This is a genomic window from Sphingomonas sp. dw_22 (genome assembly GCF_018449795.1).
Lineage (GTDB): Bacteria > Pseudomonadota > Alphaproteobacteria > Sphingomonadales > Sphingomonadaceae > Sphingomonas.
This window is the reverse complement of the sequence record NZ_JAAVVE010000001.1, coordinates 130,039-153,416: the sequence shown is the minus strand read 5'-3', so window position 1 is coordinate 153,416 and position 23,378 is coordinate 130,039. Positions and strand designations below refer to the sequence as shown.

Annotated in this window: 13 protein-coding genes; 7 read left to right on the top strand and 6 right to left on the bottom strand. The window is 65.7% G+C overall.

Features of this window, described 5'->3' with window-relative positions:
• The first annotated feature begins 6 nt into the window (after positions 1-6).
• The 5 genes from HB724_RS00605 to HB724_RS00585 all read left to right on the top strand — a co-directional run bounded on the left by HB724_RS00605 (position 7) and on the right by HB724_RS00585 (position 11,882).
• Positions 7-1,326, top strand: a complete 1,320-nt coding sequence (locus tag HB724_RS00605; RefSeq protein WP_213978955.1) for an amidohydrolase — start codon at positions 7-9, stop codon at positions 1,324-1,326.
• Between the two features lie 670 nt (positions 1,327-1,996).
• Entirely contained in the window at positions 1,997-7,402 is a 5,406-nt protein-coding gene (locus tag HB724_RS20660) for an autotransporter outer membrane beta-barrel domain-containing protein (RefSeq protein WP_213978954.1), read from the top strand.
• Between the two features lie 183 nt (positions 7,403-7,585).
• Complete coding sequence (locus tag HB724_RS00595; RefSeq protein ID WP_213978953.1) at positions 7,586-8,272, top strand: response regulator transcription factor; 687 nt, start codon at positions 7,586-7,588, stop codon at positions 8,270-8,272.
• Complete coding sequence (locus HB724_RS00590; RefSeq protein WP_256731210.1) at positions 8,272-9,615, top strand: FecR domain-containing protein; 1,344 nt, start codon at positions 8,272-8,274, stop codon at positions 9,613-9,615. Before HB724_RS00595 ends, HB724_RS00590 begins: the two co-directional genes overlap by 1 nt.
• A gap of 29 nt (positions 9,616-9,644) precedes the next feature.
• Positions 9,645-11,882: a CHASE2 domain-containing protein gene (locus tag HB724_RS00585; protein ID WP_256731209.1), complete on the top strand. Its 2,238-nt coding sequence runs from the start codon at positions 9,645-9,647 to the stop codon at positions 11,880-11,882.
• Positions 11,883-11,898: 16 nt separating this feature from the next.
• Here the strand turns inward: HB724_RS00585 and HB724_RS00580 are convergent, their stop codons facing one another.
• The 5 genes from HB724_RS00580 to HB724_RS00560 all read right to left on the bottom strand — a co-directional run bounded on the left by HB724_RS00580 (position 11,899) and on the right by HB724_RS00560 (position 18,512).
• Entirely contained in the window at positions 11,899-12,426 is a 528-nt protein-coding gene (locus tag HB724_RS00580; protein ID WP_213978951.1) for a hypothetical protein, read from the bottom strand.
• 231 nt (positions 12,427-12,657) lie between these two features.
• The gene (locus HB724_RS00575) at positions 12,658-12,798 is read right to left on the bottom strand and encodes a hypothetical protein (protein ID WP_213978950.1); all 141 of its coding nucleotides are present in this window, start codon (positions 12,796-12,798) and stop codon (positions 12,658-12,660) included.
• Between the two features lie 315 nt (positions 12,799-13,113).
• Positions 13,114-14,487 carry a glycosyl hydrolase family 28 protein gene (locus HB724_RS00570; RefSeq protein WP_213978949.1) on the bottom strand — a complete coding sequence of 458 codons (1,374 nt, stop codon included), beginning with the start codon at positions 14,485-14,487 and terminating at the stop codon, positions 13,114-13,116.
• 82 nt (positions 14,488-14,569) lie between these two features.
• Positions 14,570-17,476 (bottom strand): TonB-dependent receptor, encoded by a 2,907-nt coding sequence (locus HB724_RS00565; RefSeq protein WP_213978948.1) that lies wholly within the window; start codon positions 17,474-17,476, stop codon positions 14,570-14,572.
• A 172-nt stretch (positions 17,477-17,648) separates the two neighbouring features.
• Positions 17,649-18,512, bottom strand: coding sequence for a LysR family transcriptional regulator (locus HB724_RS00560; RefSeq protein WP_213978947.1), 864 nt, complete (start codon positions 18,510-18,512; stop codon positions 17,649-17,651).
• Between the two features lie 129 nt (positions 18,513-18,641).
• Between HB724_RS00560 and HB724_RS00555 the strand changes: the two genes are divergently transcribed.
• Positions 18,642-19,097 (top strand): VOC family protein, encoded by a 456-nt coding sequence (locus tag HB724_RS00555; RefSeq protein ID WP_213978946.1) that lies wholly within the window; start codon positions 18,642-18,644, stop codon positions 19,095-19,097.
• Positions 19,098-19,110: 13 nt separating this feature from the next.
• On the opposite strand, the gene HB724_RS00550 is transcribed toward HB724_RS00555, so the two are convergent.
• Positions 19,111-19,635 carry a winged helix DNA-binding protein gene (locus HB724_RS00550; RefSeq protein WP_213978945.1) on the bottom strand — a complete coding sequence of 175 codons (525 nt, stop codon included), beginning with the start codon at positions 19,633-19,635 and terminating at the stop codon, positions 19,111-19,113.
• A gap of 97 nt (positions 19,636-19,732) precedes the next feature.
• On the opposite strand from HB724_RS00550, the gene HB724_RS00545 reads away from it, so the two are divergent.
• A complete protein-coding gene (locus HB724_RS00545) occupies positions 19,733-23,362 on the top strand; it encodes a hydantoinase B/oxoprolinase family protein (protein WP_213978944.1) in 3,630 nt (1,209 codons plus the stop codon).
• The last annotated feature ends 16 nt before the right edge of the window (positions 23,363-23,378 follow it).

The following is a 23,378-nucleotide window of genomic DNA, read 5'->3' as shown; positions in this document are numbered from 1 at the left end:
GTGTCGATGCGCGTGCGTGCCGTGCTGGCGCTTCTCGCCATGGCCGCGTCCTCGCCCGTCGCCGCGGACCCGCTGGCGGACGCGGTTCGGCAGGATCTGCCGTCGCTGATCGCGATCTACCGCGATCTCCATGCCCATCCGGAGCTCAGCTTCAACGAGGTGCGCTCCGCCGCCATCCTTGCGGCGGAAGCGCGCAAGGCCGGGTTCGAAGTGACCGAGAAAGTGGGGCGTACCGGGGTGGTCGCGGTGCTGCGCAACGGTCCGGGGCCGGTGGTGCTGCTGCGCGCCGACATGGATGCCCTGCCCGTGGCCGAGACGACCGGCCTGAGCTTCGCCAGCAAGGCGCGCGGCAAGCTGCCGAACGGCGAGGATGTGCCGGTGATGCACGCCTGCGGCCATGACACGCATATGACCAGTTGGATCGCCACGGCGCGGCGGATGGCGGCGATGAAGGATCGCTGGTCGGGTACGCTGGTGATGATCGCCCAGCCCGCCGAGGAAATCGGCGCGGGGGCGCGGGCCATGCTGGCCGATGGACTCTACACCCGCTTCCCCAAGCCCGACATCGCCATAGCCTTCCATGATTCCGCGGCGCTGCCGGCCGGCACGATCGGCTATGCCCAGGGCTACACCATGGCCAATGTCGATTCGGTCGATATCCTGGTGAAGGGCGTCGGCGGGCATGGCGCCTATCCCTCGCTCGCCAAGGATCCGATCGTGCTGGCGGCGCGGATCGTGACCACGCTGCAGACCTTGGTCTCGCGCGAGACCGATCCGCTCGAAAGCGCCGTCGTCACCGTCGGCAGCATCCATGGCGGCTTCAAGCACAATATCATCCCCGACGATGTGCGGCTCCAGTTGACGGTGCGCAGCTACACGCCGGAGGTCCGCAAGACGCTGCTCGACGGCATCGCCCGGATCGCGCGCGGCGAGGCGATCGGCGCCGGCATGCCCGAGGACCGCATGCCGGTCGTCACGCTGCGCCCCGACGACCGGATCGCCGCGTCCTTCAACACCGAGGCGCTGACCACGACGCTCGGCGAGACTTTCACCGCGCGCTTCGGCGCCGATCGGGTGGTCAGGATCAAGCCGCAGATGGGCGGGGAAGACTTTTCGGAATATTGGCTGGCCGACACCGGGTCGGTGCAGAGCTTCCTGTTCTGGGTCGGCGGCGTACCGGCCGACAAGTGGCAGGCTGCGGGAGGCGATGTCGCCAGGCTGCCGTCGATTCACAGTCCGCTCTGGGCGCCGGACGCGGAGGCGGTGATCGAGACTGCGACCATCGCGATGACCACCGCAGCGCTGAGGATGATGCCGAAGCCATGATTTCTGGCCGGGCATGCTCGACGCTGAGCAGGCCCGGTGAAGAGTGGGGCATCGATGATTTGAAGGCGCAGGAAGCGGGCCTGGTGACGGTGCGGGCATGCCGGCGCCACGGGATCCGCCCGGCAATATTCTGCGAACGGAAATCGAAATCCGGTGTGCCTGAACGTCCGAGGCGAAGCATCCAATCCGCTCCTGATCCGAGGATCATCGATCGGATGTCGGTTGCGGGGAAAAGCGGTCTGGCGAGTGCCTGCTCCCCGGCGTGCCATTCCGCCATCATGCCCTTCACCGACTTTGCGTAGAGCCAGGTCGTTGGTGCTGTATTTCGAGCTGCCGACACTGGGATCGATGCCGGTCAGCGCCCTGGCCCCAATCTTTCCGGTCTGCGGCCAAGTGGTCGTTACCCTTTAGTGCAGAACCAACGCAAAGGGGTTTCCGTGATGATATGCGCGATCTGTTATAGTTTGAAGGGTGATGTAATGATGATGATCCATAGTTGTTTTCGGGTATTGTATCGATAATCTTGGCAATTATCACTTTTTATAACTATTAATACATTTAACAATTAACATTATTTGGCACGAACTAACACAAAATCCGTGGCATCCGGCGGTCAGTTATTTCCAAGCTGATTGTTTCTGACTGTCGATAAATGTTGCGGAGAGATATTGTGTCCAAGAAAATCGGTGCGGCGTACAGGGGCCGCATTCTCGCTTCCACTGCCATCCTTGCAGGCCTCGGCACCGTCGCGGCCCTGGGTATTCCTGCCGACCGGGCTTATGCGTCGGAGTGCAATACGGGCACCGGCGGTGCCGGCCCCAATGGCGGCACGGTGGTCCCGAGCGGCACGACATGCCCGCTGCCACCCTATAATCCGCGCGATAATGACAACAAGGTCGGTGCGGCCGTCGTCAGTGGCGGCGATACGATCACCCTGGCGGGCTCGGGCTCGGATATCGAGGCCGGCTCCAGGGGGTTGCAGTCGCACAATCTCGGCGATCTGGATCCGAACGCCAATGGCGTGGAGCGGCTGCTGCTCGGCTCCAAGACGCAGGGCGTCAGCACGCCCGATCCGGTCACCGGGGCCAATATCGTCGTCGCGACCTATAATTCGGCGAATTTCCAGACGACCGACTGGGGGCAGCTCAACAACTCGACCACCCAGACCTTCGTGAATGTGGGCGACGACCAATATTATGATGCGCGCCTGGGCACGGTATCCGGCGGCACGCTGCTGGTCGATATCGGGGACGCGGCGCAGGCGCCGTCGGCGGCCGGGAACGTGATCGACATGGCTGCGAAGCAGACGAAGCTGACCGTTGCCGAGGGCGCGGGCAGCACGATCGACTGGACGTCGCGCAATCGCATCTACATGGGCGACGTCGCGAGTGCGGCGGCCGGGACGACGACCCGGACAGTTGCGATGCAGACTCCCGTCTATGCGGGAACCTTCACCGGGTTCGACGGCAACAGCTATACCGTCACCAACGCGGCGGAGCTCGATGCCTATAACCAGACCCTGATCGGCGCGCTCCAGGCCGGCAGGCTCTCCTCGCAAGCCGCTTACGATGCCGCGTTCGGCGATGCGGTCTCCTTCACCACGCAGAATGCCACCTTCAGCTTCACGATCGATGCGGGCGACGACATCACCTTGGCCGGCGGCAACAACAGCATGTTCGTCGACGGCGCCGGCGCGACCGGCATCATCCGGTCCGGCGCCCAGATCGACCAGCGGGGCGCGGGAGTCGCCGCCGTCAACGGCGCGCATGTCGAGATCGAGAATGGGGGCGGGCTTTCCGGCCACAGCACGAGCCTTGCCGTCAGCTCCGGCAGCAGCGCGGTGAACAACGGCGTCATTTCCGGCGGCTATTATGCAGGCAATGGCCTGGACACCACCGGCCCCGGCAACTTCAGCGGGAAATATGTCGAGGCCCGGACTGTCTCGGTCAACGGCGCGGGATCGTCGTTCGACAATCAGGGCATCCTGAATGTCGCCGGCTGGGATTACTCCCGCGACGGCGCGCCCACGCAATATGGCCTGCTGCTCGACAATGGCGCCACCGGGAGCAACGCCGGCATCATCAATGTGGGCGTCAACAACAATGCCCTGGGCGGCACGATCAACGGCGTGATCGTCAATGGCGGCAGCAGCTTCGCCAATGTCGGCGGCGGCACGATCTATATCGGCCGCGCGGCGCAATATGACGTGAACAGCCCCGAAGCGGTTGCGGATACGGCGAACACCATCGCGCAATATGGCATCGTCGTGAATGCCGGCACGGCCACCAACGACGGCGACATCGTGATCGGTTCGAAGACCCAGAACGCGACCGCCATGGCGATGAACGGCGCTGGCGCCGGCGCGAGCCTTGTCAACAACGGCACGATCGCCATCAACGGCGCGGCCGGCGGCTCGCCCTTGCTGAACACGGCCATGCGTGCCGTCGATTCCGCCGGTACGGTGACCAATAACGGCACGATCGGACTGAACGGCGTCAATGGCATCGGCCTCCAGGCGATCGGCACCACCACTGCCACCAGGATCACCAACAACGGCGCCATCAATATCGATGGCGATGCCGATCCCGCGTCGGGCACGCGCAATTTCGGCATCTGGGCCGAAGGTGCCCAGGCCGGCGCCGACCTTGTGGGCGGTTCGGTCAATCTCAGCGGCAACGGCGCGATCGGCGTCCATGCGCGCAACGGCGCATCGGTCGATATCGGCGCGGGCGCGGGGGTCAATTTCCTCTCCGGCACCGATCAGATCGGCTATTTCACCTATGGCACGGGCACGACCATCACCAACAATGCCGGCGCGCTCGATGTGAGCACCGAGCGTTCGACGCTGTTTCGCGTCGAGGACGGCGCCTCCTTCCTCGGCACCGGCAACGATCTGACCGCCTCGGGCAAGGATGCGACGATCGTTCGGGGATCGGGCACGGGCACGGTGGTCGATACCGCCGATGCGCGGCTCAACCTGACGGGCGAGGGCGCAACCGCGGTCAGCATCGACGGCGGCGCGACGGGCGTGATCCGCGCGGTCACCACCGTCCTGCTGGACGGCAACGGCGCGGTCGCGGGCATGGTGGACGGCCGCAAGGTCGATCTGTCGGGCACGCCGAGTGCGGAAGTGTACGCCTCGACTCTCACCAACGAGGCGCGGATCGATTCCGCGACCGACAATGCCGTGGGTTTCATCACCCAATATGGCGGCACGCTCGTCAACGACGGCGTGGTCAATCTGAGCAGCGGCGTGAACAACACCGGCGTCATCGCGCGCAGCGGCGGCATCCTCAAGAACAATGCCGACATCACCGTCGCCAACGGTACCGGCCTGCTGGTGGAGGGTGCCGGCTCGGCTTCGCAGCTCAGCAACGATGCGACGATCACCGTCAACAACGGCATCGCCGGCATCCATATCCGCGACGGCGCCTTCCTGAACGGCGACAACAGCACCGGCAGCATCGTCACCGGCGGCACCGCGCACGGCGTGCTCATCGGCACCGGCGCCACCGGTGCCTTGCTGGGCGCGAACACGATCACCGTGAACGGCACCGGCAACGGCGTCGAGAATGCCGCCGAAGTGAGCGCGATCGGTTTTGTCGGCACGACGATCAATGTCGGCGACGGCGCGGGCATCCGTACCGGCACCGCGATCGATCCGGCTTCGACGGTGACGATCAATGTCGCGGGGGCGGGCGACGGCATCGGCTTCCGCCATGCGGACGGCAGAGCCACCGCGAGCGATCTCGTGCTGGGCAGCGGTTATGTCGTCAACGCCAATGGTGCCGGCGCGACGGGGATCGACCTGAACACGACCGGCAGCATCGACACCGCGGCCATCGTCACGGTGTCCAACGCGGCGGGTGGTTCGGCGCTCGTCGGCGGTCCGGCCCGGCAGATCATCAATCGGGGCACGCTGGTTTCTTCGAGCACCGCGGCGCCGGTGGTCGATCTCACCGGCGGCACGCAGACCTTCGTCAACACCGGCACGATCACCGCGCCGGCGGGCCAGGCCGCCATTCTCGGCGGCGATCATGACCAGGCGGTCGTCCAGACGGGCGGCACCATCACCGGGCTGATCGATCTCGGCGGCGGGAACAACATCTACCAGCAGACCGGCGGCACCGTGGACGGGTCGCTGACCGCTGCGGCCGGCGCGGATCTGTTCACCCAGACGGGCGGTGCGTTCAACGGCCCCGCCGATCTGGGGGAGGGCGCCGATGGCTTCGTCCTCTCGGGCGGCAGCTTCACTGGAGCGCTCGCCACCGGTGCCGGCACGGACAATGCAGCAATTTCAGGAGGCGCCTTTGCCGGCACGATGGATCTCGGCACGCAGGATGACGTCTTCCTGATGACCGGCGGCACCTTCGCAGGCCAGCTGACCACCGGCGCCGGAAACGATGTCGCCGTGTTCCGCGGCCTGACCGACGCGAACATCAGCGGCCTCACCAGGATCGATGGCGCTGGCGTCGCCGGCGGCAACGATCAGCTCGTCTTCGACAACACCCGGACGACGGGCACCACGCGCCTGACCGGCTGGAACCGGATCGATCTGGTCAACGCCTCGCGGCTCACCGCCGACGGCAACCTCGCCATGGTCGGCCCGGCGGCGTTCAACATCGATGCGGGGTCCACCTTCGCCGCCGGCAACGGCGTCAATTCGACGATCTTCGCCACGGGCGGCCGCCTGACGGTCACCAATGCCGGGACGATCGACCTGACCAATCCGGGCACCAATCCGGTCGATCGGCTGACCATCGCGGGCGACTATGTCGGCCAGAATGGCACCCTGTTGCTCGACACCAGGCTCGGCACCGACGGATCGCCCAGCGACGCGCTCTATTTCGACGGTTCCAACGGCGGCGCCACCGTCAGCGGCCATACGACGATCAGCATCACCAATGCGGGCGGCCTCGGCGCGGACACCAATGGCGACGGCATCCTGGTGATCGGCGCGGTGAACGGCGCGACCACCACCGCGCAGACCAGCAAGGACGCCTTCAGCCTGGCCGGCGATCATATCGATGCAGGTGCCTTCCGCTATCGCCTCTATGCGGGCGATGCGTCGGGCGGCGGGGAGAACTGGTATCTGCGCACGCGCGAGTTCCGCCCCGAGACTCCGCTGCTGACCGCGCTGCCCGGCCTGCTGCGCACCGGCGACCTGGACATGCTCGGCACGCTCCACAAGCGCATGGGCGACGACATGCAGCCCATTCCCGCCGGCGATCGCGTGGGCGGGCGCATCTGGGGCCGCTTCCTGGCGAGCGACATCCACGCCACGCAGGACAATGTCGCTTCCCCCACCACGAACGGCAACAGCCGGGGATTCCAGATCGGCACCGATCTGTTCCAGATGCTCAACCCCGATGGCGGACGCCACGATTTCGGCATCTATGGCGGTTATCTTGAATCCACCGCCCGGGTGAACGGCTTCGCCAACCAGGTCTATGTCGGCAAGCTGAAGCCCAAGGCGACTTCGGTCGGCATGTACTGGACCTATACCAATCCGTCGGGCTTCTACTTCGATACCGTGCTCCAGCGTAGCTGGTATGGCGGCAGCGAGACGGCATCCACGGGCGTCAAGGCCGATATCGGCGGCAAGGGCCTCCTGGCCTCGGTCGAGCTCGGCTATGGACTGAAGCTGGGCAAGAGCTGGATCCTGGAGCCGCAGGCGCAGATCGTCGCCCAGGCCTCCGATATCGACACGATGTCGATCCCGAACGCGGCGGTGAGCTTCCATGACCAGGGTTCGCTGACCGGCCGGCTGGGGCTGCGCCTGCGCGGCGACATGCCGATCGGCGAGAAGACGGCGCTCAAGCCCTATCTGCGCGCCAATCTGTGGCACGGGTTCGATGGCAACCAGCGGACCATCTTCCAGGGGCCTGCCGCAAGCACGATGATCCTGACGCCCACGGGCTTCACGTCGGCGGAAGTCGGGGGCGGGCTCACCTGGTCGCTGAGCAGGAATCTCAGCCTCTATGGCGAGGTGGATCACCTGTTCTCGGTCGACAAGCACGCCAACGAGACCCGCAAGGGAACCTCGGCTTCGGTGGGCGTGAAGATCGACTGGTGATCGTCTCATCCCTGTTCCTGGTGGCCGCCGGCGCCATCCGGAACAGGGAGCGATCGTGCCGGGACGCCTGTGACAATATTTAACTTTATCTGGTTGTGGGGACACAATTAGGTGCCATCCACTGGAAAATGGGAAGTCGTGTTTGCAGGAATATGCAGCACGGATTAGGGGTAAGGCCGAGTTATGCGGATCGCCATCCTTGAAGACGAGAAACCTCTCGCCAACGAACTGGAAAGCAACCTTGTTCATGCGGGCCACACCTGTATCTGGTTCAATAGTGGTCAGAAGCTGATTAACCAATTGCTTCACGACACGTTCGACGTGTTGTTGCTTGATTGGAACGTTCCTGATGTTACCGGCTTCCATGTTGTCAACTGGGTGAAGCAGAACATGGAGAAGCGTCCGCCGATGTTGATCCTGACAAGCCGGGCGGAAGAAGAGGATATCGTCGCGGCGCTTCAGGCGGGGGCGGACGATTATCTGGTGAAGCCGCCGGTGCCGGCAGTATTGCTGGCGCGGATCGAGGCGGTATGCCGCCGCACCTATCCCGAGCCGCCAGCCGACGGCATGGAGAGCTATGGCGACTATGTCTTCGATATCCGCATGGAGAAGCTGAGCCTGCGCGGAGAGAATATCCAGGTGACGGCGAAGGAATTCGGCCTCGCCCTCATGCTGTTCCGCAACCTGCATCGCACGCTTTCCCGCACCTATATTTTCGAGGCGCTATGGGGTGGCAATCCCGATCTCATGACCCGGACGCTGGATGCGCACGTCTCCAAGGTGCGCACCAAGCTCGGCCTGAGAGCCGTGAACGGCTATCGGCTGGTTCCCGCTTACGCCTATGGTTACCGGCTCGAAACGGTCGTTTGATGCGTTTCATGGGACCACGACCATTATTGCTGGTGCTTGCCCTTGTGACGCAGCCCATGGCTGTAAGTCATGCACGGCCCGTAGCCGTCGCTGCGGCCGAAAAGGACATCGTCCTCTATCGCATCGTGAAAGGCGACAATCTCTATACGCTGGCCGAGCGCTATTTTTTCCGGGTCACCGATTTCCGGATCGTCCAGAAACTGAACCGCATCACCGATCCCTATCACGTGCCGGTGGGGAGGATCTTGCGCATCCCCAGGCAATTGCTGCGATATGAGATGCTGCAGGCGCGCGTTCTGGCTTTTCGCGGGCCGGTCCGCGTTCACCGCGCGGATGGCGATGTCCCCGTCGCGATGGGGATGCAGGTGGGGGAAGGCGATGAGATCGCGACGGCGGCCAACGGCTTTGTCAGCCTCGGGCTTCCCGATCGATCGGTGGTGGCCCTGCCGTCGCAAAGCCGGGTGGCGGTTCGCCGGCTCCGCCGCCTGTTGCTGACCGGGGGAGTCGAGCGCTTGTTCGCTATCGATTCAGGGCGTGCCCGCGCCATCGTCACGCCCATGAAGCGCCAGCAGGACGATTTCCGCTTTTCGACACCCGCGGCGGTTTCGGCGGTGCGGGGCACCGAATACCGGATGACTTATCGAGACGATCGCACGACCACCGAAGTCCTGCATGGCGTCGTCGACGTCGTATCGAACGCCGATGGCGCCATCCACAAGATCGCCGCGGGCTTTGGCGCGGTATCGTCGGCGACGGGGACCGATGCTGCGGTCCCATTGCTGCCGCCGCCTGGACTGGAGCACCCCGGCACGCTCCAGGATGAAGAGGATCTGAGCTTTACCCTTCAGCCTCTTTCCGGTGCGCGTTCCTACCATGCACAGGTCGCGCAGGACGCCGGTTTCATCGACACCTTGTCCGAAACGCTGACGCCCGAGCTCGGATTCAGCTTGCCTTCCGTGCCGGATGGCACCTGGTTCGTGCGGGTTTCCGGCATCGATGCGAACGGTCTTGAGGGTATTCCAGCCACTTTCAGTTTCGAGCGGAGGCGCGCCTATATCAAGACGGCGATGGAGACTCGCCGGGTGGGCGGCGATCGGGAATATCTCTTTCGTTGGATGATGGCCGGGGCGGCCAACCGCACCTATCGTTTCCTGCTTTCCAGCGATGCCGAAGGTGCCATCCCGATGTTCGATGAGGCCGGCCTTGCCGACGAGCAGTTCGTGGTGACGAATTTGCCGCCAGGCAGCTATCATTGGCGCGTCATGAGCCTGGAATTTGTCGATGGCGTCGCCCGGCAGCAATGGTCCCCCGTCGAGCGGCTGACAGTCAGCGCCAACGAATGATGCGAGCGTCGCGGCTTCGCTGGCTGCGCATGGAGTGGTGGCTGGTCGGGCTATTGTCCACCGCGATCGCATTGTTCATGGTATTCGATCGCACGACGGAGCGGCTCGATCGGCTGATCTACGACAGCATGGTGCGCTGGCATCAGCATGCCCCCGATCCCCGCATTCTGCTGGTCACCATCGACCAGCGCAGCCTGCAGGAAGTCGGCGCCTGGCCATGGACGCGCGAAACCCATGCGCGCCTGATCGGCACCCTGGCCCAGGGCAGGCCCAAGGCGATCGCCTATGATATCCTGTTCGTCGATTCCAAACCCGGTGACGGCGATCTGGCATCGGCGATGGCGACCGTGCCGGTTTATCTGCCGTTGCTGTTCGATGTGCCCGGCAGCAACGGCAGGGCATTCGATTCCGTGCTGCCGGTCGAGCCGATCCGTCACGCGGCCGCCGGCTTCGGCCATGTCAACCTGATCTCCGACGGGGACGGCCTTGTGCGGCGCATCCGCCGGTATGACGGCGATGCACGCGAGCGCTGGCCGCATCTCATGGAGCTTGTGCGCCGTGCGGTGCAGCCGGATCGCCCCGGTCCCACATCGGACGACACGGAACCGCGGTTGCTGTCCTTCGCCGGACCGCCGGGGCACTTCCCGTCGATCGACGCCGCCACGCTGCTCCGGGGGGAATTCCCTCCGGAGATCCTGCGCGACAGGATCGTGCTGGTCGGCGCCACCGCGCAAGGCCTTGGCGACCGCCATCCGACTGCGCTGAGTGCGCCCGATGGGGTCATGCCAGGGTTGGAGGTCCAGGCGAATTTCCTCGATCAGTTGCTGTCCGGACGATCGGTCCTCCAGGCTGGACCGGTGCCGGAGTGCCTGTTGGCCTTGATCCCGCTCTGGCTGCTTCTGATCGCTTTCACGCGGTTGCAGCCGCGCGGTGTCGTTGCGGCGACGCTTGTGCTGGCCGTGCTCGTCCTGACGGTGAGCATCGGATCGCTGTTCCTGCTCCACCAGTGGCTCTCACCCGCGCCCGCGCTGGTCATGCTTGCGCTGGTCTATCCGCTCTGGGGCTGGCGGCGGCTGGCGGCGGTCAGCGGTTATATGATCCGCGAACTCGAGACACTGCGGGCGGAGCCCGATGTGCTCGCACCGTCTCCGACAGCCACCGGGAGGATGGACCCGGTTTCGCGGCAGACCCTGCTGCTGAACGAGGCCATCGGGCAGGTGCGCGATATGCGGCGCTTCGTCGCCGACAGCCTGGATCAACTGCCTGACGCCTTGTTTGTCGTGAACGAAGGGGGCTCGGTCTTGCTGGCCAATGCGGCGGGCAAGGCGCTCCTTGCGCAGGCAGTGCCTGCTGCCGGATCGGATATTGCGGCCCTGATCGCGCTGCTGCAGCCTGCGGATGAAGCCGCATCGGATGGGAACTGGCCTACCCGGAGTCCATCGGCTTGGCCACCTGCCGGCGAGGAGAGCCGACAGGAGGTGCTGTTACCCGACGGACGTTGTTTCGACCTGAGGATCGCGCCGCGGCTCGCTGCCGATGGGCATCGGATCGGATGGATCGTTCGGATGACCGATGTCAGTTTTGTCTGGGCCGCCCGCCAGCAGCGCGAGGAGACGCTGCGGTTCCTCAGTCATGACATGCGCACCCCGTTGACATCGATCCTGGCGCTTACCGGGACGGCGCCGGCCGGGGATTTCCAGCCTGACATGCGACAGCGGATCAACGGCTATGCGCGCCGGACGCTGGAGCTGGCGGACGGATTCATCCACCTTGCCCGCGCGCAGATGCTGCGCTTTCGCCCCGAACCGATCAATCTTTCGGATCTGCTCAAGGATGCCGTCGATGAGCTCTGGCCGCAAATTTCGGCCCGGAATATTGAAGCTACGACCATCGGCGAGGATCAGGATCTGCTGGTCATGGGCGAGCGTTCTCTCCTGACGCGAGCGCTCATCAACCTGATCGACAATGCGATCAAATATGGAGGCGAAGGCGGGCATCTGACGTGCTCGCTGAGCGTGCAGGAGACTGAAGGCCACAGCCTGGCCGTCTGCGCCATCACCGATACCGGCCCAGGCATGCCGGCGGACCTTGTCGACCGCCTGTTCGAGCGCTTTCAGCGGGATGGGCGGTCGCATGTCGGAGGTGCGGGCCTCGGTCTCAGCTTTGTGCAAACGGTAGCGCGGCGCCATGGCGGCGCGATCCGGTGCGATAGCAAGCCTGGAGAAGGGACGACCTTCACACTAATCCTGGATCTCCTGACCGACTGATCGCCGATCCGATGGATCATGTCCTGGAATGTGTCCCCATCGGGCGGTTGCCGTCGTCAGAGGGCAGAATGGCGTCCGCCATGCGCCCGACCATCACTTCATCGACGTCGGATCGACCAACGGTTAGGGCCGAGGCGCGATAGAGTTCCCTGCCGGTCGCGGTGTCGGTGATGAGGACCGTCAGAGTCGCGATCTGCTTGCCTGCCAGGCGCGCGGAGGGACGTCGCTGCCGATCGCGTATTTTCTCATCTGGTTGCAATGTGCCGACGAAGGCGGGGCGCTCGGTGAGCGCCAACTGCACCAGATAGGAAGATCGTGGTCCTTGCACGAGCCCATGATTCTGCAACCCCTTGACGACGACGCCCTGCCAATCCGGGCGGGCATCGACGCCACTGTCGGCGAGGGCGTAGTTCCCCGGCGCGGGCATCGCTCCGCTGACCGTAACCACCGGTCCAGGCGTGCCTGCGCAGCTTGCGAGCAGAAGTCCGATGCCGAATATGAAGGCACCGCGGAATAGTACATTGCGCATGCTGCGACTTATCATGGGCGGCCAGTTCGTAACAGCGCGTTCGGCGCTTGAAGGTAGCTCAAGGTGCGACGGTTCGGTTAAGATTGGCTTTCGAAGGGTTCCGATGAACCGCCTGCCTTTGGCTTGGGTGGGAGGGGGATTGTAGCGACCAGTTTAGCAGTTTGGCTTGAGCGTCTCGCCGCCGGCACTGGCTATGACGATGCGGCGAGCCGTCCACGGCATCAAAGGCTGACGAATGGTATCGCACTATATCTCGGTCAGGTAGAAGGCGAACAGGATCTGGCTGGCATGCCAGAACAGGCTCTTGCCGAAATGCGCGGCGCCGTAGCGGACGCGAAACGCCGTCGACTGCCAACTGCCGGACTGAGGGGGGGGGAACGGAGGCAATGCGGGTCGGGGCTCCGGACTATGTCGAGCGACTCTATTGGGCTCGTATGTCAGTCTCGTGAACGCGGCCCTCGGGACGGCTCCGCAAAAAGATGCCGCCCCCAGCCACTTGGGCAGCCAGGGACGGCGAGGCGCGGGCGGTTCGGCCGGCGCGGCTGGCGATGCCCCGACGGTCGAGCTGGTCGAGCGGGAGCATCCGCAATGACCGCGTTCATCGTGCCCTTCCTGGTCGGCTTCGCCGAATATATCGAGGCCGACTTCAGGTGCTGGGGAGGTTCGACGGCGCCGCGTCATGCCAGCAATTCGGGAGCAGGTTTATTTCCCGAGCCCCGCAAAGCCCGACGTGTTGCCTAGCTCGACGGGCTTGCCGTCGACGGAATCGATCTGCGAGCCCGTAAAACGCCAGTCCCGCGCATTGCGGATGAAGCCCGCGGTCTGGACGTCCATGTAAACGTCGTCGAAGGTGAAGCGCTCGGCCGGCACTTCCGGGAATGCCTCGACCTCGAAGCCGGTCCTGGCGTCTGTGGCCCGGATGTCGCGCAGGTGCACGTCGGTGATCTTCACCATCCCCTTCTCGCGTGGCACCTGCGCGGCGAGGAGCTTCCAATAGTCGGGGACCGGCGAGATCTCGGGCGGAATCGTGACCGAACTGTAAGCCGGATACCAATTGGGCAGGATGCGCATCACCACCGGCACGGCATGCATGCGGATCCGCGAATAGTTGATGTTGGAGATCACCCCGCCTCGCCCCGGCGCCGACTTCATCAGGATGCCGACCGGCGTCGGATAGTGGATGTCGATATTGTCGAAGGTGATGTTGTGGAAGCCGCCGGTCGTACCGCTGCCCAACGTGACACCGGCATGGGCGTCCCGAACCACGCAGTCGCGAATGATCACGTCCTGCGACGGCCGTCCGACCCGGAAGCCGTCGACGCCGCGCCCGGACTTCAGGCACAGCGCATCGTCGTTGCACGAGATGTCGGCGCGTTCGACGAGCACGTTCGACGAGGAATCGATGTCGATCGCATCGGTGCTCGGTCCACGGCCGCCTTCGTTGTTGCTGATCAGGATATCCGACACGCGGACATGGTCCGAATAGCAGATATGGATCGTCCAGAAGCCGGCGCGGTGCAGGCGCGGCCCGCTGAACTCCACATTGTTCGCCCGGAAGATCTGCACCAGCCGCGGCCGCCGGCAATCGAAGTCCGCCGCCCAGCGGATGCCGCGCGGCTCATACTGGCGGCGCAACGCCCAATAGCTGTCCCAGAAGGTCTTGCCGTCGCCGTCGATGATGCCGTCGCCGACGATGCGGACATTGTCCTGCCGGTAGACGTTGATCAGCGCCGAGGGCCAGGACATCTCGATGTCCGCCGCGCGCGTCGGCATCTCGGGATAGTCGGCCAGGCTGGTCGAACCGAGGATCCGTACGCCCTTCGGCACCTCGAAGGTCACGCCGGACTTCACGAAGATCGATCCCGTGCGATAGGTGCCGGGACGGAACGATACCGTGCCCCCGACTTTCGCGGCCGCGTCGATCGCTGCCTGAATCGCCTTGGTGTCGAGCGTCTTGCCGTCTCCACGTGCGCCGTGGTCGTTTGCGAGGAATTTGCGCCCGTTGGCGAGCGCGAGGCTGGGCGCGGCGATCGATGCGCCTGCCATGCCGACAAATGTACGACGTGCGATCTTCATGACATTCTCCCCACGGGGCCGGAGCGAAAAATGGGGGGGACAGGCCGAAGCCCGTCCCGCCAGGAAAGTCCAAGGGGGCGGACTAGAGCTTGAGATTGACGCCGATGCTGAACTTCCGGCCGCTGTACATGTCGTACAACGTATCCCGCCGGATCGAATCGACATAATAGCCATTATGTTCGTTGGTGAGGTTCTGCGCCTCCACCGTCAGGCGAACCGATGGAGTCAGCTGGTAATAGGCCGCGGCGTCGACATAGAAGGTGGAGGGATTTCCCTGGACGTCGCTGCCCACCACGCCCGCCGGAACGTTGGTGAGGAAGCCGCTGCGATACGTGCCGGTGCTGCGGATGCTGAACTTCTTGTCCTCGTAATAGAGCGTCCCGCTGAACGAATTCTTCGACAGCGAGATCATCGGCTTGCGGGTGGTCGTGGAGCAGTCGGGGTTGGTGCAGTAGACGATCTTCGAGTCCACGAACGTGTAGTTCGCCAGTACGCCCAGGTTGGAGAGGAAGCTCGGCAGGAAGTAGAGTGGCTGCTGATAGTTGACCTCCACGCCCTTCAGCGGGCCGCCGGCCGTGTTCTTGTAGCTGGTTACGCGGAAGTCGTCGCTCGGCAGCGCGTCCGAGCCCTCCAGCAGCGAGGTCGGCAACCCGGTCTCGGCATAGGTCATGCTCTGCTGGAATGCCTGGATATAGGTCTTGATGTCCTTGTAGAAGGCGCCGACCGACAGGATGCCGCCGCGCGGGAGATAATATTCCAGCGACAGGTCCAGCGTGTTCGCGCGGATCGGATCGAGCTGCGGGTTGCCCGACGAGATGGTCCGCTGGTTCGGGAAGAACGAGCTGACCCCCGGGCTCAGGTTGGACAACTCGGCGCGCGACAGCACCTTGGCCGCGGAGAAGCGGACGATGAAGTCACGCGAGAACTCCGCCGCGACATTGAGCGCCGGGAGCCAGTCGTCATAGCCGCGAGTGATGCTGACCTGCGTCGCGCCCGTGCCGACCGGGACATAGCCGACGCCGAGCTGGTCGGTGTGGACATAGCGCAGGCCGACATCGCCGCGGATACGGATGCTGCCCGGTATGTCGAACTGCAGCATGCCGTACCCGACCTTCTCGCGTTCGCGGATGCGGCCATTGTCGGCGATGAAGCCACCCTCGGGGCCTACCTCCGCCCAGATTCCCTGCTTGTCGCTCATGTGGAAGATCGAGTTGAACTTGTCATAATCGGCGAGCGCCCAGCTCGAGGCGATGTCGCCCGGAATGCTGCTGCCGAAGCCGGTGAGGACATCGGTCAACGATGCAAGCGAAGTCCCTGCCGGCAGGGACGGCGTGATCGCCGCATTGGTCGGCGATCGGCCGCGCGAAACCGAGACGAAGTCGGATTCGCGATATTGCGCGCCCACCTTGGCCTTCAGCCAGCCCGCGATCGTCAGCGTGCCGCTGACCTGCGCGTTGGTGTTCTGGGTCGAGGTGCGCAGGTAGCGCGTGGTGACCAGCCCCTGGAACGTGCCGTCGGGCAAGACGGGACCGAACACGAAGTTCGCCGGATCGGCTACGTTCGTGCCCCAGCCGATCACCGGGATCGTGCCGCCGCCGCGCAAATCGAAGGTGAAGTCGTTGACGTTATTGGCGTCCATGCTGACCGTCGTGCGGATCGGGTTGTCGAAGATCGACTTGGACCGCCCGATCATGCCGTCGATCTTGAAGGCGTCGCTGAACTCGTGGGAGAAATCGAGCGACAGCTGCTTGAAGCGCGTGGTGAAGAATTCGGTCTGGTCGTCGGTGCGCACGTCCACGCCGTTGAAGCGGCCATAAACCAGCGTGCCGTCAGGATCGACCTGCGCTTCCAGCACCGAGGTCTGCGGCTTGCCGTTCTGGGTGCCCGCGCGAGCGAACGACAGGGCGCTCAGCATCTGGTCGTGCCGCTTGACGTCGAACACCGAATATATGCCGTTCAGGCTGATGTCCGTCCGGTCGTCGGGCTTCCATTGCAGCGCGGCGGTGGCGCCGAAGCGCGTATAGTCCTGATCCGATCGGACATAGCGCGGAACGCGCGGCAGGAAGGTCGTGCCGCTGTTCGCGAGCAGATAGGCGTCGAGGTTCGACGTGCGCGGCACGCCGGTGCCGCAATTCGCCGCGTCCGCACCGTTCACCGCGCTGGAGGCCGGGGTCTGGGGCGCGTAGCCCAGCGGCGTGCAGAAGCCGCCATTCTGCAGGCCGTCGAAGATCGCGACCGCCGAATAGCCCTCTTCGCGGGTGTAGCGCCTGGTATAGGCTGCGCCCGCCATCACGCCGAAGGTACCGTCGGCAAATTGCTTCGACACGGTGCCCGACAGGCGCGGGCTGAACTTGTCCCGCAGGTCGTCATAGGTACCCTGCGCAGTGGCGGCGAGGACGAAGTCCTGCGAGGAGTCCAGGGGACGCGGCGCGCGCAGCTCGACGGTGGCGCCGAGCGAGCCTTCCTGGACGTCGGCCGCGCTGCTCTTGCGTACGGTGAGCGCGCTGAACAGCTCCGAGGGGAAGGCGTTGAAATCGAAGCTTCGACCGCGGTTGCCGCCGCCGCGGACGTCCGAGCTGCTGGTCTGGCTGGCGCCCTCGATCCCGTTCAGCAGCACGCGGGTGAACGATGCGCCCAGGCCGCGAACCGAGATGTTGCGCCCCTCGCCACCATCGCCGCGCGCCAGCGTGACGCCCGGCACGCGCTGCATCGATTCAGCCAGGTTCGAGTCCGGGAACTTGCCGACATCCTCGGCCAGGATGGTATCGACGACGCCGCTGGCCTCGCGCTTGACCTCGGTCGCCCGGGCGAGCGAGCCGCGGAAGCCGGTGACGACGATGTCGTCGCCGGCCGGTTGGGAATCGGGAACGCTCGACTCTTGGGCAGGGCCGGGTTCGCTCTGCGCCAATGCCGGGTTCGAAAATGCCAGTCCTATCGCGAGCGCAGCCGTCGAAACCGCTGCGCGCGCGGAAACGCGCCGTGAAGCCATTGATCCTCTCCCACTTTTATTTTTAAACGCTGGGTACGCAAACCTGTAAGACAGGATCGGTGCGTAAAGCAAGTTAACCTGTAAGACAAGACGGGTGCGCATTAGCGCAATGATGAAGGTGGTAGGGCGCTGCTGGCGTCGTGATCGGGCGAGGGGCGAGGGCCGGGCCGACTTACAGCGCCTCGCGCGGCATCGCTCCGGCAATATGTTCGATGAACCGTTCCGCGGCCTCGTCGTCCTGCGTCGTCGTCGCCAGGATGCCGATCTCCCGCCGGAAATCGTCGTCGAGGCGTATCGCCACCACGCCCGCGGGCAATTCCCCCAGCAGCGGCACGATCGAGACGCCGATGCCGTGCGCCACCATGCGGAGGATCGCCTCGATCTCGTCCATCTCGATCGCTTCGTCGATCGCGATGCCATGCCTGCTCAGGAAACGGGCGACGGCGCGTCCGCCGAAGGAGGTCCGCTCGTAGAAGATGAACGGCTGGCTTTCGAGGATTTCCCGCCAGCCGCGATCGGCAAGCGCGGGCGGGCAGACCAGCGCATAGGGGTGCGTGCCGATCGGAATCCAGCGCATGGTGGCGGGCATGCCGAACGGCGGCCGGACGATCACCGCCATCGCGATCGCGCCTGCATCGAGCTGGTCCATGAGCTGGATCGAGGTGCCCGGCGTGATGTGGAGCCGGACATGCGGGTGCGCGGCGCGGAAGGCGGCGATCGCGCCGATCAGCACGCCCGTCTGCGCGGTGGGGATGGCGCCGATCGCCAACCGGCGCCGCGGCGAGGCATCGAAGCGCAGCGTCCGGAGCTGGTGCCATTGGGCGAGGATCTCCTCCGCCTTGGCAAGCACCTGCACTCCAACCGGGTTCAGCGTGAGGCGACGGCCCGATCGCTCGAAGATGCGGATGCCGAGCCGGTCCTCGATCCGCTGCATCTGGCTGCTCACCGCGGACTGGGTGAGGCCCACCCGTTCCGCCGCCGCCGCGAAGGTGCCGAGCCGCGCGACGGCAACGAGAGTCTCCAATTCGCGTAGCATCGTCCGCTCTAACGTATTTTGTATACGAACGATGTATAGATTTTATCCAAGTTTTGAGCAAATTTTATCTGCTTTTCCTTGGTGGGGTTCGGCTTAGGAATCCGGCCCGAACCGGAAAGGGAAAATGCCATGGCCGACATCGATGCCGCCGCCGCGCCGCAGGGCGTGCCGCCGTTCCATCTCGCCTTCCTCGTGCGCGATCTGGAGGAGGCGCGCGGCTTCTACCGCGAGGTGCTGGGATGCGGGGAAGGGCGCAGCACGTCGAGCTGGATCGACTTCGATTTCTACGGCCACCAGATCGTGGCGCATCTCGATCCGCAGGCAGCCTCGCGCGATGCGGTGGCGACGGGCGCGGTGGACGGCCACAATGTGCCGGTGCCCCATTTCGGGGTCGTGCTGGGCATCGCGGCATGGGAGGCGCTGGTCGAGCGCCTTCGCCGCCACGGCGTCCATTTCGAGATGGAGCCGACCACGCGCTTCAAGGGGCTGCCCGGCGAACAGTCGACGACCTTCTTCAAGGATCCGAGCGGCAACGCCATCGAGATCAAGGCGTTCCGGACGCTGGAATCGCTGTTCGCCAGATAGGCGGACGGGAGCCCTAGAGCGTCGCCGCCGCGCGTGCGGCCTGGTTGTAGCTGCCGGAGAGGATGCGCAGCCGCTCCGCGATTTCGGACAGCTCCTCCTCCGTGGGGCCGCCGTCGCGGGCGCGGCCGACCAGCAGCTTCTCGCGGATCTGGCGATAGACCTCGCAGAATTCCTTGCCCTTGTCGGTGGCGACGAGCAACTTCTCCTTGCCGGCGCGCTGGGCGCGGACGAGGCCCGCGGCCTGGAGCTTGCGGATGGCATAGGTGGCGAGGTGCGTGTCCTCGATATCGAGGACCAGCGTGATGTCGCTCAGCCGCTTGGGGCGGTCGCGGTGGCGGATGCTGTGCAGCACCAGCACTTCCAGCGCCGAGAGCTGATGACCGGCGGCGGCGGCGCAGCGCGTCATCCAGCGCTGATAGGCGGTGGCGATCAGCGTCAGGCTGAATTCCAGCTCCGACAGCGCGGGCGAGGCCCCGGCTGCCAGATGCGCCGACGATACCACCGGTGTGGTGAGGGAATCCGAGAGACTTTTGGACACGCGGGCATTCAAACCCTTTTCCTGCCCGCAGTCAACTTGACGCCGATCTGACGGAATGTCATTTACATTTTATCGGTAAATTCCATCAAGGTGAACAATGGGCGGCAAGTGGCAGTTCTGGATCGATCGTGGCGGCACGTTCACGGATGTGGTCGGCCGTGCGCCGGACGGCAGCTTCCGTTCCGCCAAGCTGCTGAGTGAGAATCCGGAACGCTATCGCGACGCCGCTACGGCGGGCATCCGCGCACTGCTCGGCCTCGCCGCCGATGCGCCGCTGCCGCCCGAAGCGATCGACAGCGTCAAGATGGGCACCACCGTCGCCACCAACGCGCTGCTCGAACGGCGCGGATCACGGGTGCTGCTGCTGGTCGACCAGGGCTTCGCCGACGTGCTGCGGATCGGCAACCAGGCGCGGCCGCGCCTGTTCGACCTGAACATCAAGCTGCCCGAGCCGATCTATGAGGCGGTCGAGGAAGTGGGCGGGCGCGTCGATATCGACGGCGAAACGCTGGTGCCGCTCGACGAGGACGCGGTGCGCGCGATGCTGGCGCGCCGCCGGGCCGATGGGCTGGAGACCTGCGCGATCGCGCTGGCGCATAGCTGGAAATATCCGACGGTCGAGCAGCGGCTGGCGGAGCTGGCGCGCGCGGCGGGCTTCGTTCATGTCTCGGCCAGCCATGAGGTGAGCGCGCTGGTTGGCCTCGTCCCGCGCGGCTGGACCACGGTGGTGGACGCCTATCTCTCGCCGGTGCTGCGCGACTATGTCGACCGGATCGCGGGCGAGCTGGACGGCACCGCGCTCTATTTCATGCAGTCGAGCGGTGGGCTGACCGATCAGGCGCGCTTCCGGGGCAAGGATGCGATCCTCTCCGGCCCGGCCGGCGGCGTGGTCGGCGCGGCGCGCACGGCGGCGGCGGCGGGGATCGAGCGGATCATCGGCTTCGACATGGGCGGCACCTCGACCGACGTCGCGCTCTATGCCGGCGCGCCCGAGCGGGTGATCGACGCGGAGGTGGCGGGCGTGCAGGTGCGCGTGCCGATGATGGCGATCAACACGGTCGCGGCCGGCGGCGGGTCGATCCTGCATTTCGACGGCTCGCGCTTCCGCGTGGGGCCTGACAGCGCCGGGGCCAATCCCGGCCCGGCCTGCTATCGGCGCGGCGGCCCGCTGACCATCACCGACGCCAACCTGATGCTGGGCAAGATCAGCCCCAGCTATTTCCCGGCCATCTTCGGCCGGGACGGCGACCAGCCGCTCGATCGCGCGGTCGTCGAGGCGCGTTTCGCCGCGCTGGCGCAGGACGTGGCGGCGGCGACCGGGCGCGGGCAGGATCCCCGCGAGATCGCCGAAAGCTTCGTGCGCGTCGCCGTCGCCAACATGGCGCGGGCGATCAAGGAGGTCTCGACCGAGCGCGGCCATGACGCTGCCGATTTCGCGCTGCAATGCTTTGGCGGCGCAGGCGGCCAGCATGCCTGCCTGGTCGCCGAGGAGCTCGGCATCGGCACGGTGCTGGTCCACCCCTTTGCCGGGGTACTTTCCGCCTATGGCATGGGACTTGCCGATCAGAGCGCGGTGCGGCGCGGCGCGGTCGAGCGTCCGCTGGGCGCGGATTCGGCCGATGCGGTGGCGGAGCGGGTCGCGGCGCTGGCCGCCGAGGCGCGGGCGGCGCTCGCCCCGGGGCTCGGCGACGGTGCGGTCACGCTGATCCGCCGCGCGCATCTGCGCTATGACGGCACCGACACCACGCTGGAGGTGCCGCTCGACGCTGTCGATGCCATGACGGCGGCGTTTGACGCGGCGCATCGGGCGCGCTTCGGCTTCTCGACGCCGGAGCGCGAGATCATCGTCGACAGCGTCGAGGTGGAGGCGGTGCTGGCCGGGGAGGCGGTGCGCTCGCCCGAGCTGGCGCGCAGGCCGGCCGGCGATCCCGTGCCGGTGCTGGAGCAGATTGCCCTCTGGAGCCAGGGCGCGGCGCATGACGCCCCCGTCCATGATCGCGACGCGCTGCTCGCCGGGGACCGCATCGCCGGGCCGGCGCTGATCCGCGAAGGGCTGGCGACCACGGTGATCGAGAGCGGCTGGAGCGCCGAGGTGGACGGCGCCGGCAACCTGCTGGTCCGCCGCGCCGGCCGGCAGCGCGCCGGCCAGCGGATCGCGGCGAGCGAGGTCGCCGACCCGATGCTGCTCGAGCTGTTCAATAACCTGTTCATGGCGGTTGCAGATCAGATGGGGGCGGTGCTCCGTCACACCTCGACCAGCGTCAACATCAAGGAACGGCTCGACTTCTCCTGCGCGCTGTTCGACGCGGAGGGCAATCTCGTCGCCAACGCGCCGCATGTGCCGGTGCATCTCGGCGCGATGAGCGACAGCGTGCGGACGGTGATCGCGTTGCGCGGCGCCACGCTCAAGCCGGGCGACATGGTGGTGCTCAACAATCCCTTCCGGGGCGGCACGCACCTGCCGGACGTCACGGTGATCGCGCCGGTATTCGATCCCGAGGGCAGGGAGATCCGCTTCTTCGTCGGCAATCGCGGCCATCATGCCGATATCGGCGGCACCGCGCCGGGCTCCACCCCGGCGGATTCCTCGACGCTGGCCGAGGAAGGCGTGGTGATCGACGATTTCCTGCTGCTGGACGGCGGCGTGCTGCGCGAGCAGGAATTCCGCGACCTGCTCGGCTCGGGGCCCTGGCCGGCGCGCAGCCCGGACGTCAACGTCGCGGACATCAAGGCGCAGATTGCCGCCAACGAAACCGGCATCCGCGAAATCACCGCGCTGGTCGATCGCTATGGCTGGGAGGGCGTGCGCTGCTATCTCGGCCATGTGATGGCGAATGGCGAGGAAAGCTTCCGCCGCGTCATCGCCGGGATCGGCAACGGCAGCTTCACCTATCGGATGGACGATGGCGCGGTGCTGAAGGTCGCGGTGTCGGTGGACCGCGCGGCGCGATCGGCGGTGATCGATTTCACCGGCACCAGCCCGCAGCGCAAGACCAACTTCAACGCGCCGCCGGCGGTGACGCGCGCGGCGGTGCTCTATGCCTTCCGCTGCCTGGTGGGCCATGACCTGCCGCTTAACGAAGGCTGCATGGCGCCGCTCGACATCATCGTGCCGGAGGGATGCTTCCTCTCGCCGCTGCCGGGCGCGGCGGTGGTGGCCGGCAATACCGAGACCGCGCAGGCGGTGTGCAACGCGCTGCTCGGTGCGCTCGGCGTGGTCGCCAGCGCGCAGGGGACGATGAACAACTTCCTGTTCGGCAACGCGCGGACCCAATATTACGAGACGATCTGCGGCGGCTCCGGCGCCGGGCCGGATTTCGACGGCGTGTCGGCGGTCCATACCCATATGACCAACACCCGCATCACCGATCCCGAGATACTGGAGCTGCGCTATCCGGTGCGGCTGGAGCGCTTCGGCATCCGCCGGGGCTCGGGCGGCGAGGGGCGGCATCGCGGAGGCGACGGCGTGGTGCGCCAGATGCGCGCGCTGGAGCAGCTCACCGCGACGATCGTCTCGTCGCGGCGCGAAGTGGCGCCGTTCGGGCTCGAAGGCGGCGGCGATGGCGCGGTCGGGCGGCAATGGGTCGAGCGTGCCGACGGTTCGCGCGTCATCCTGACCGGGACCGACCAGGTCGAGCTGGAAGCGGGCGATCTCATCACGATCGAGACGCCCGGCGGCGGCGGCTTCGGGGCGATTGCGGCGGAGTACAAGGCCGCCGCGGAATAGGCGACCGGGGCTTTAG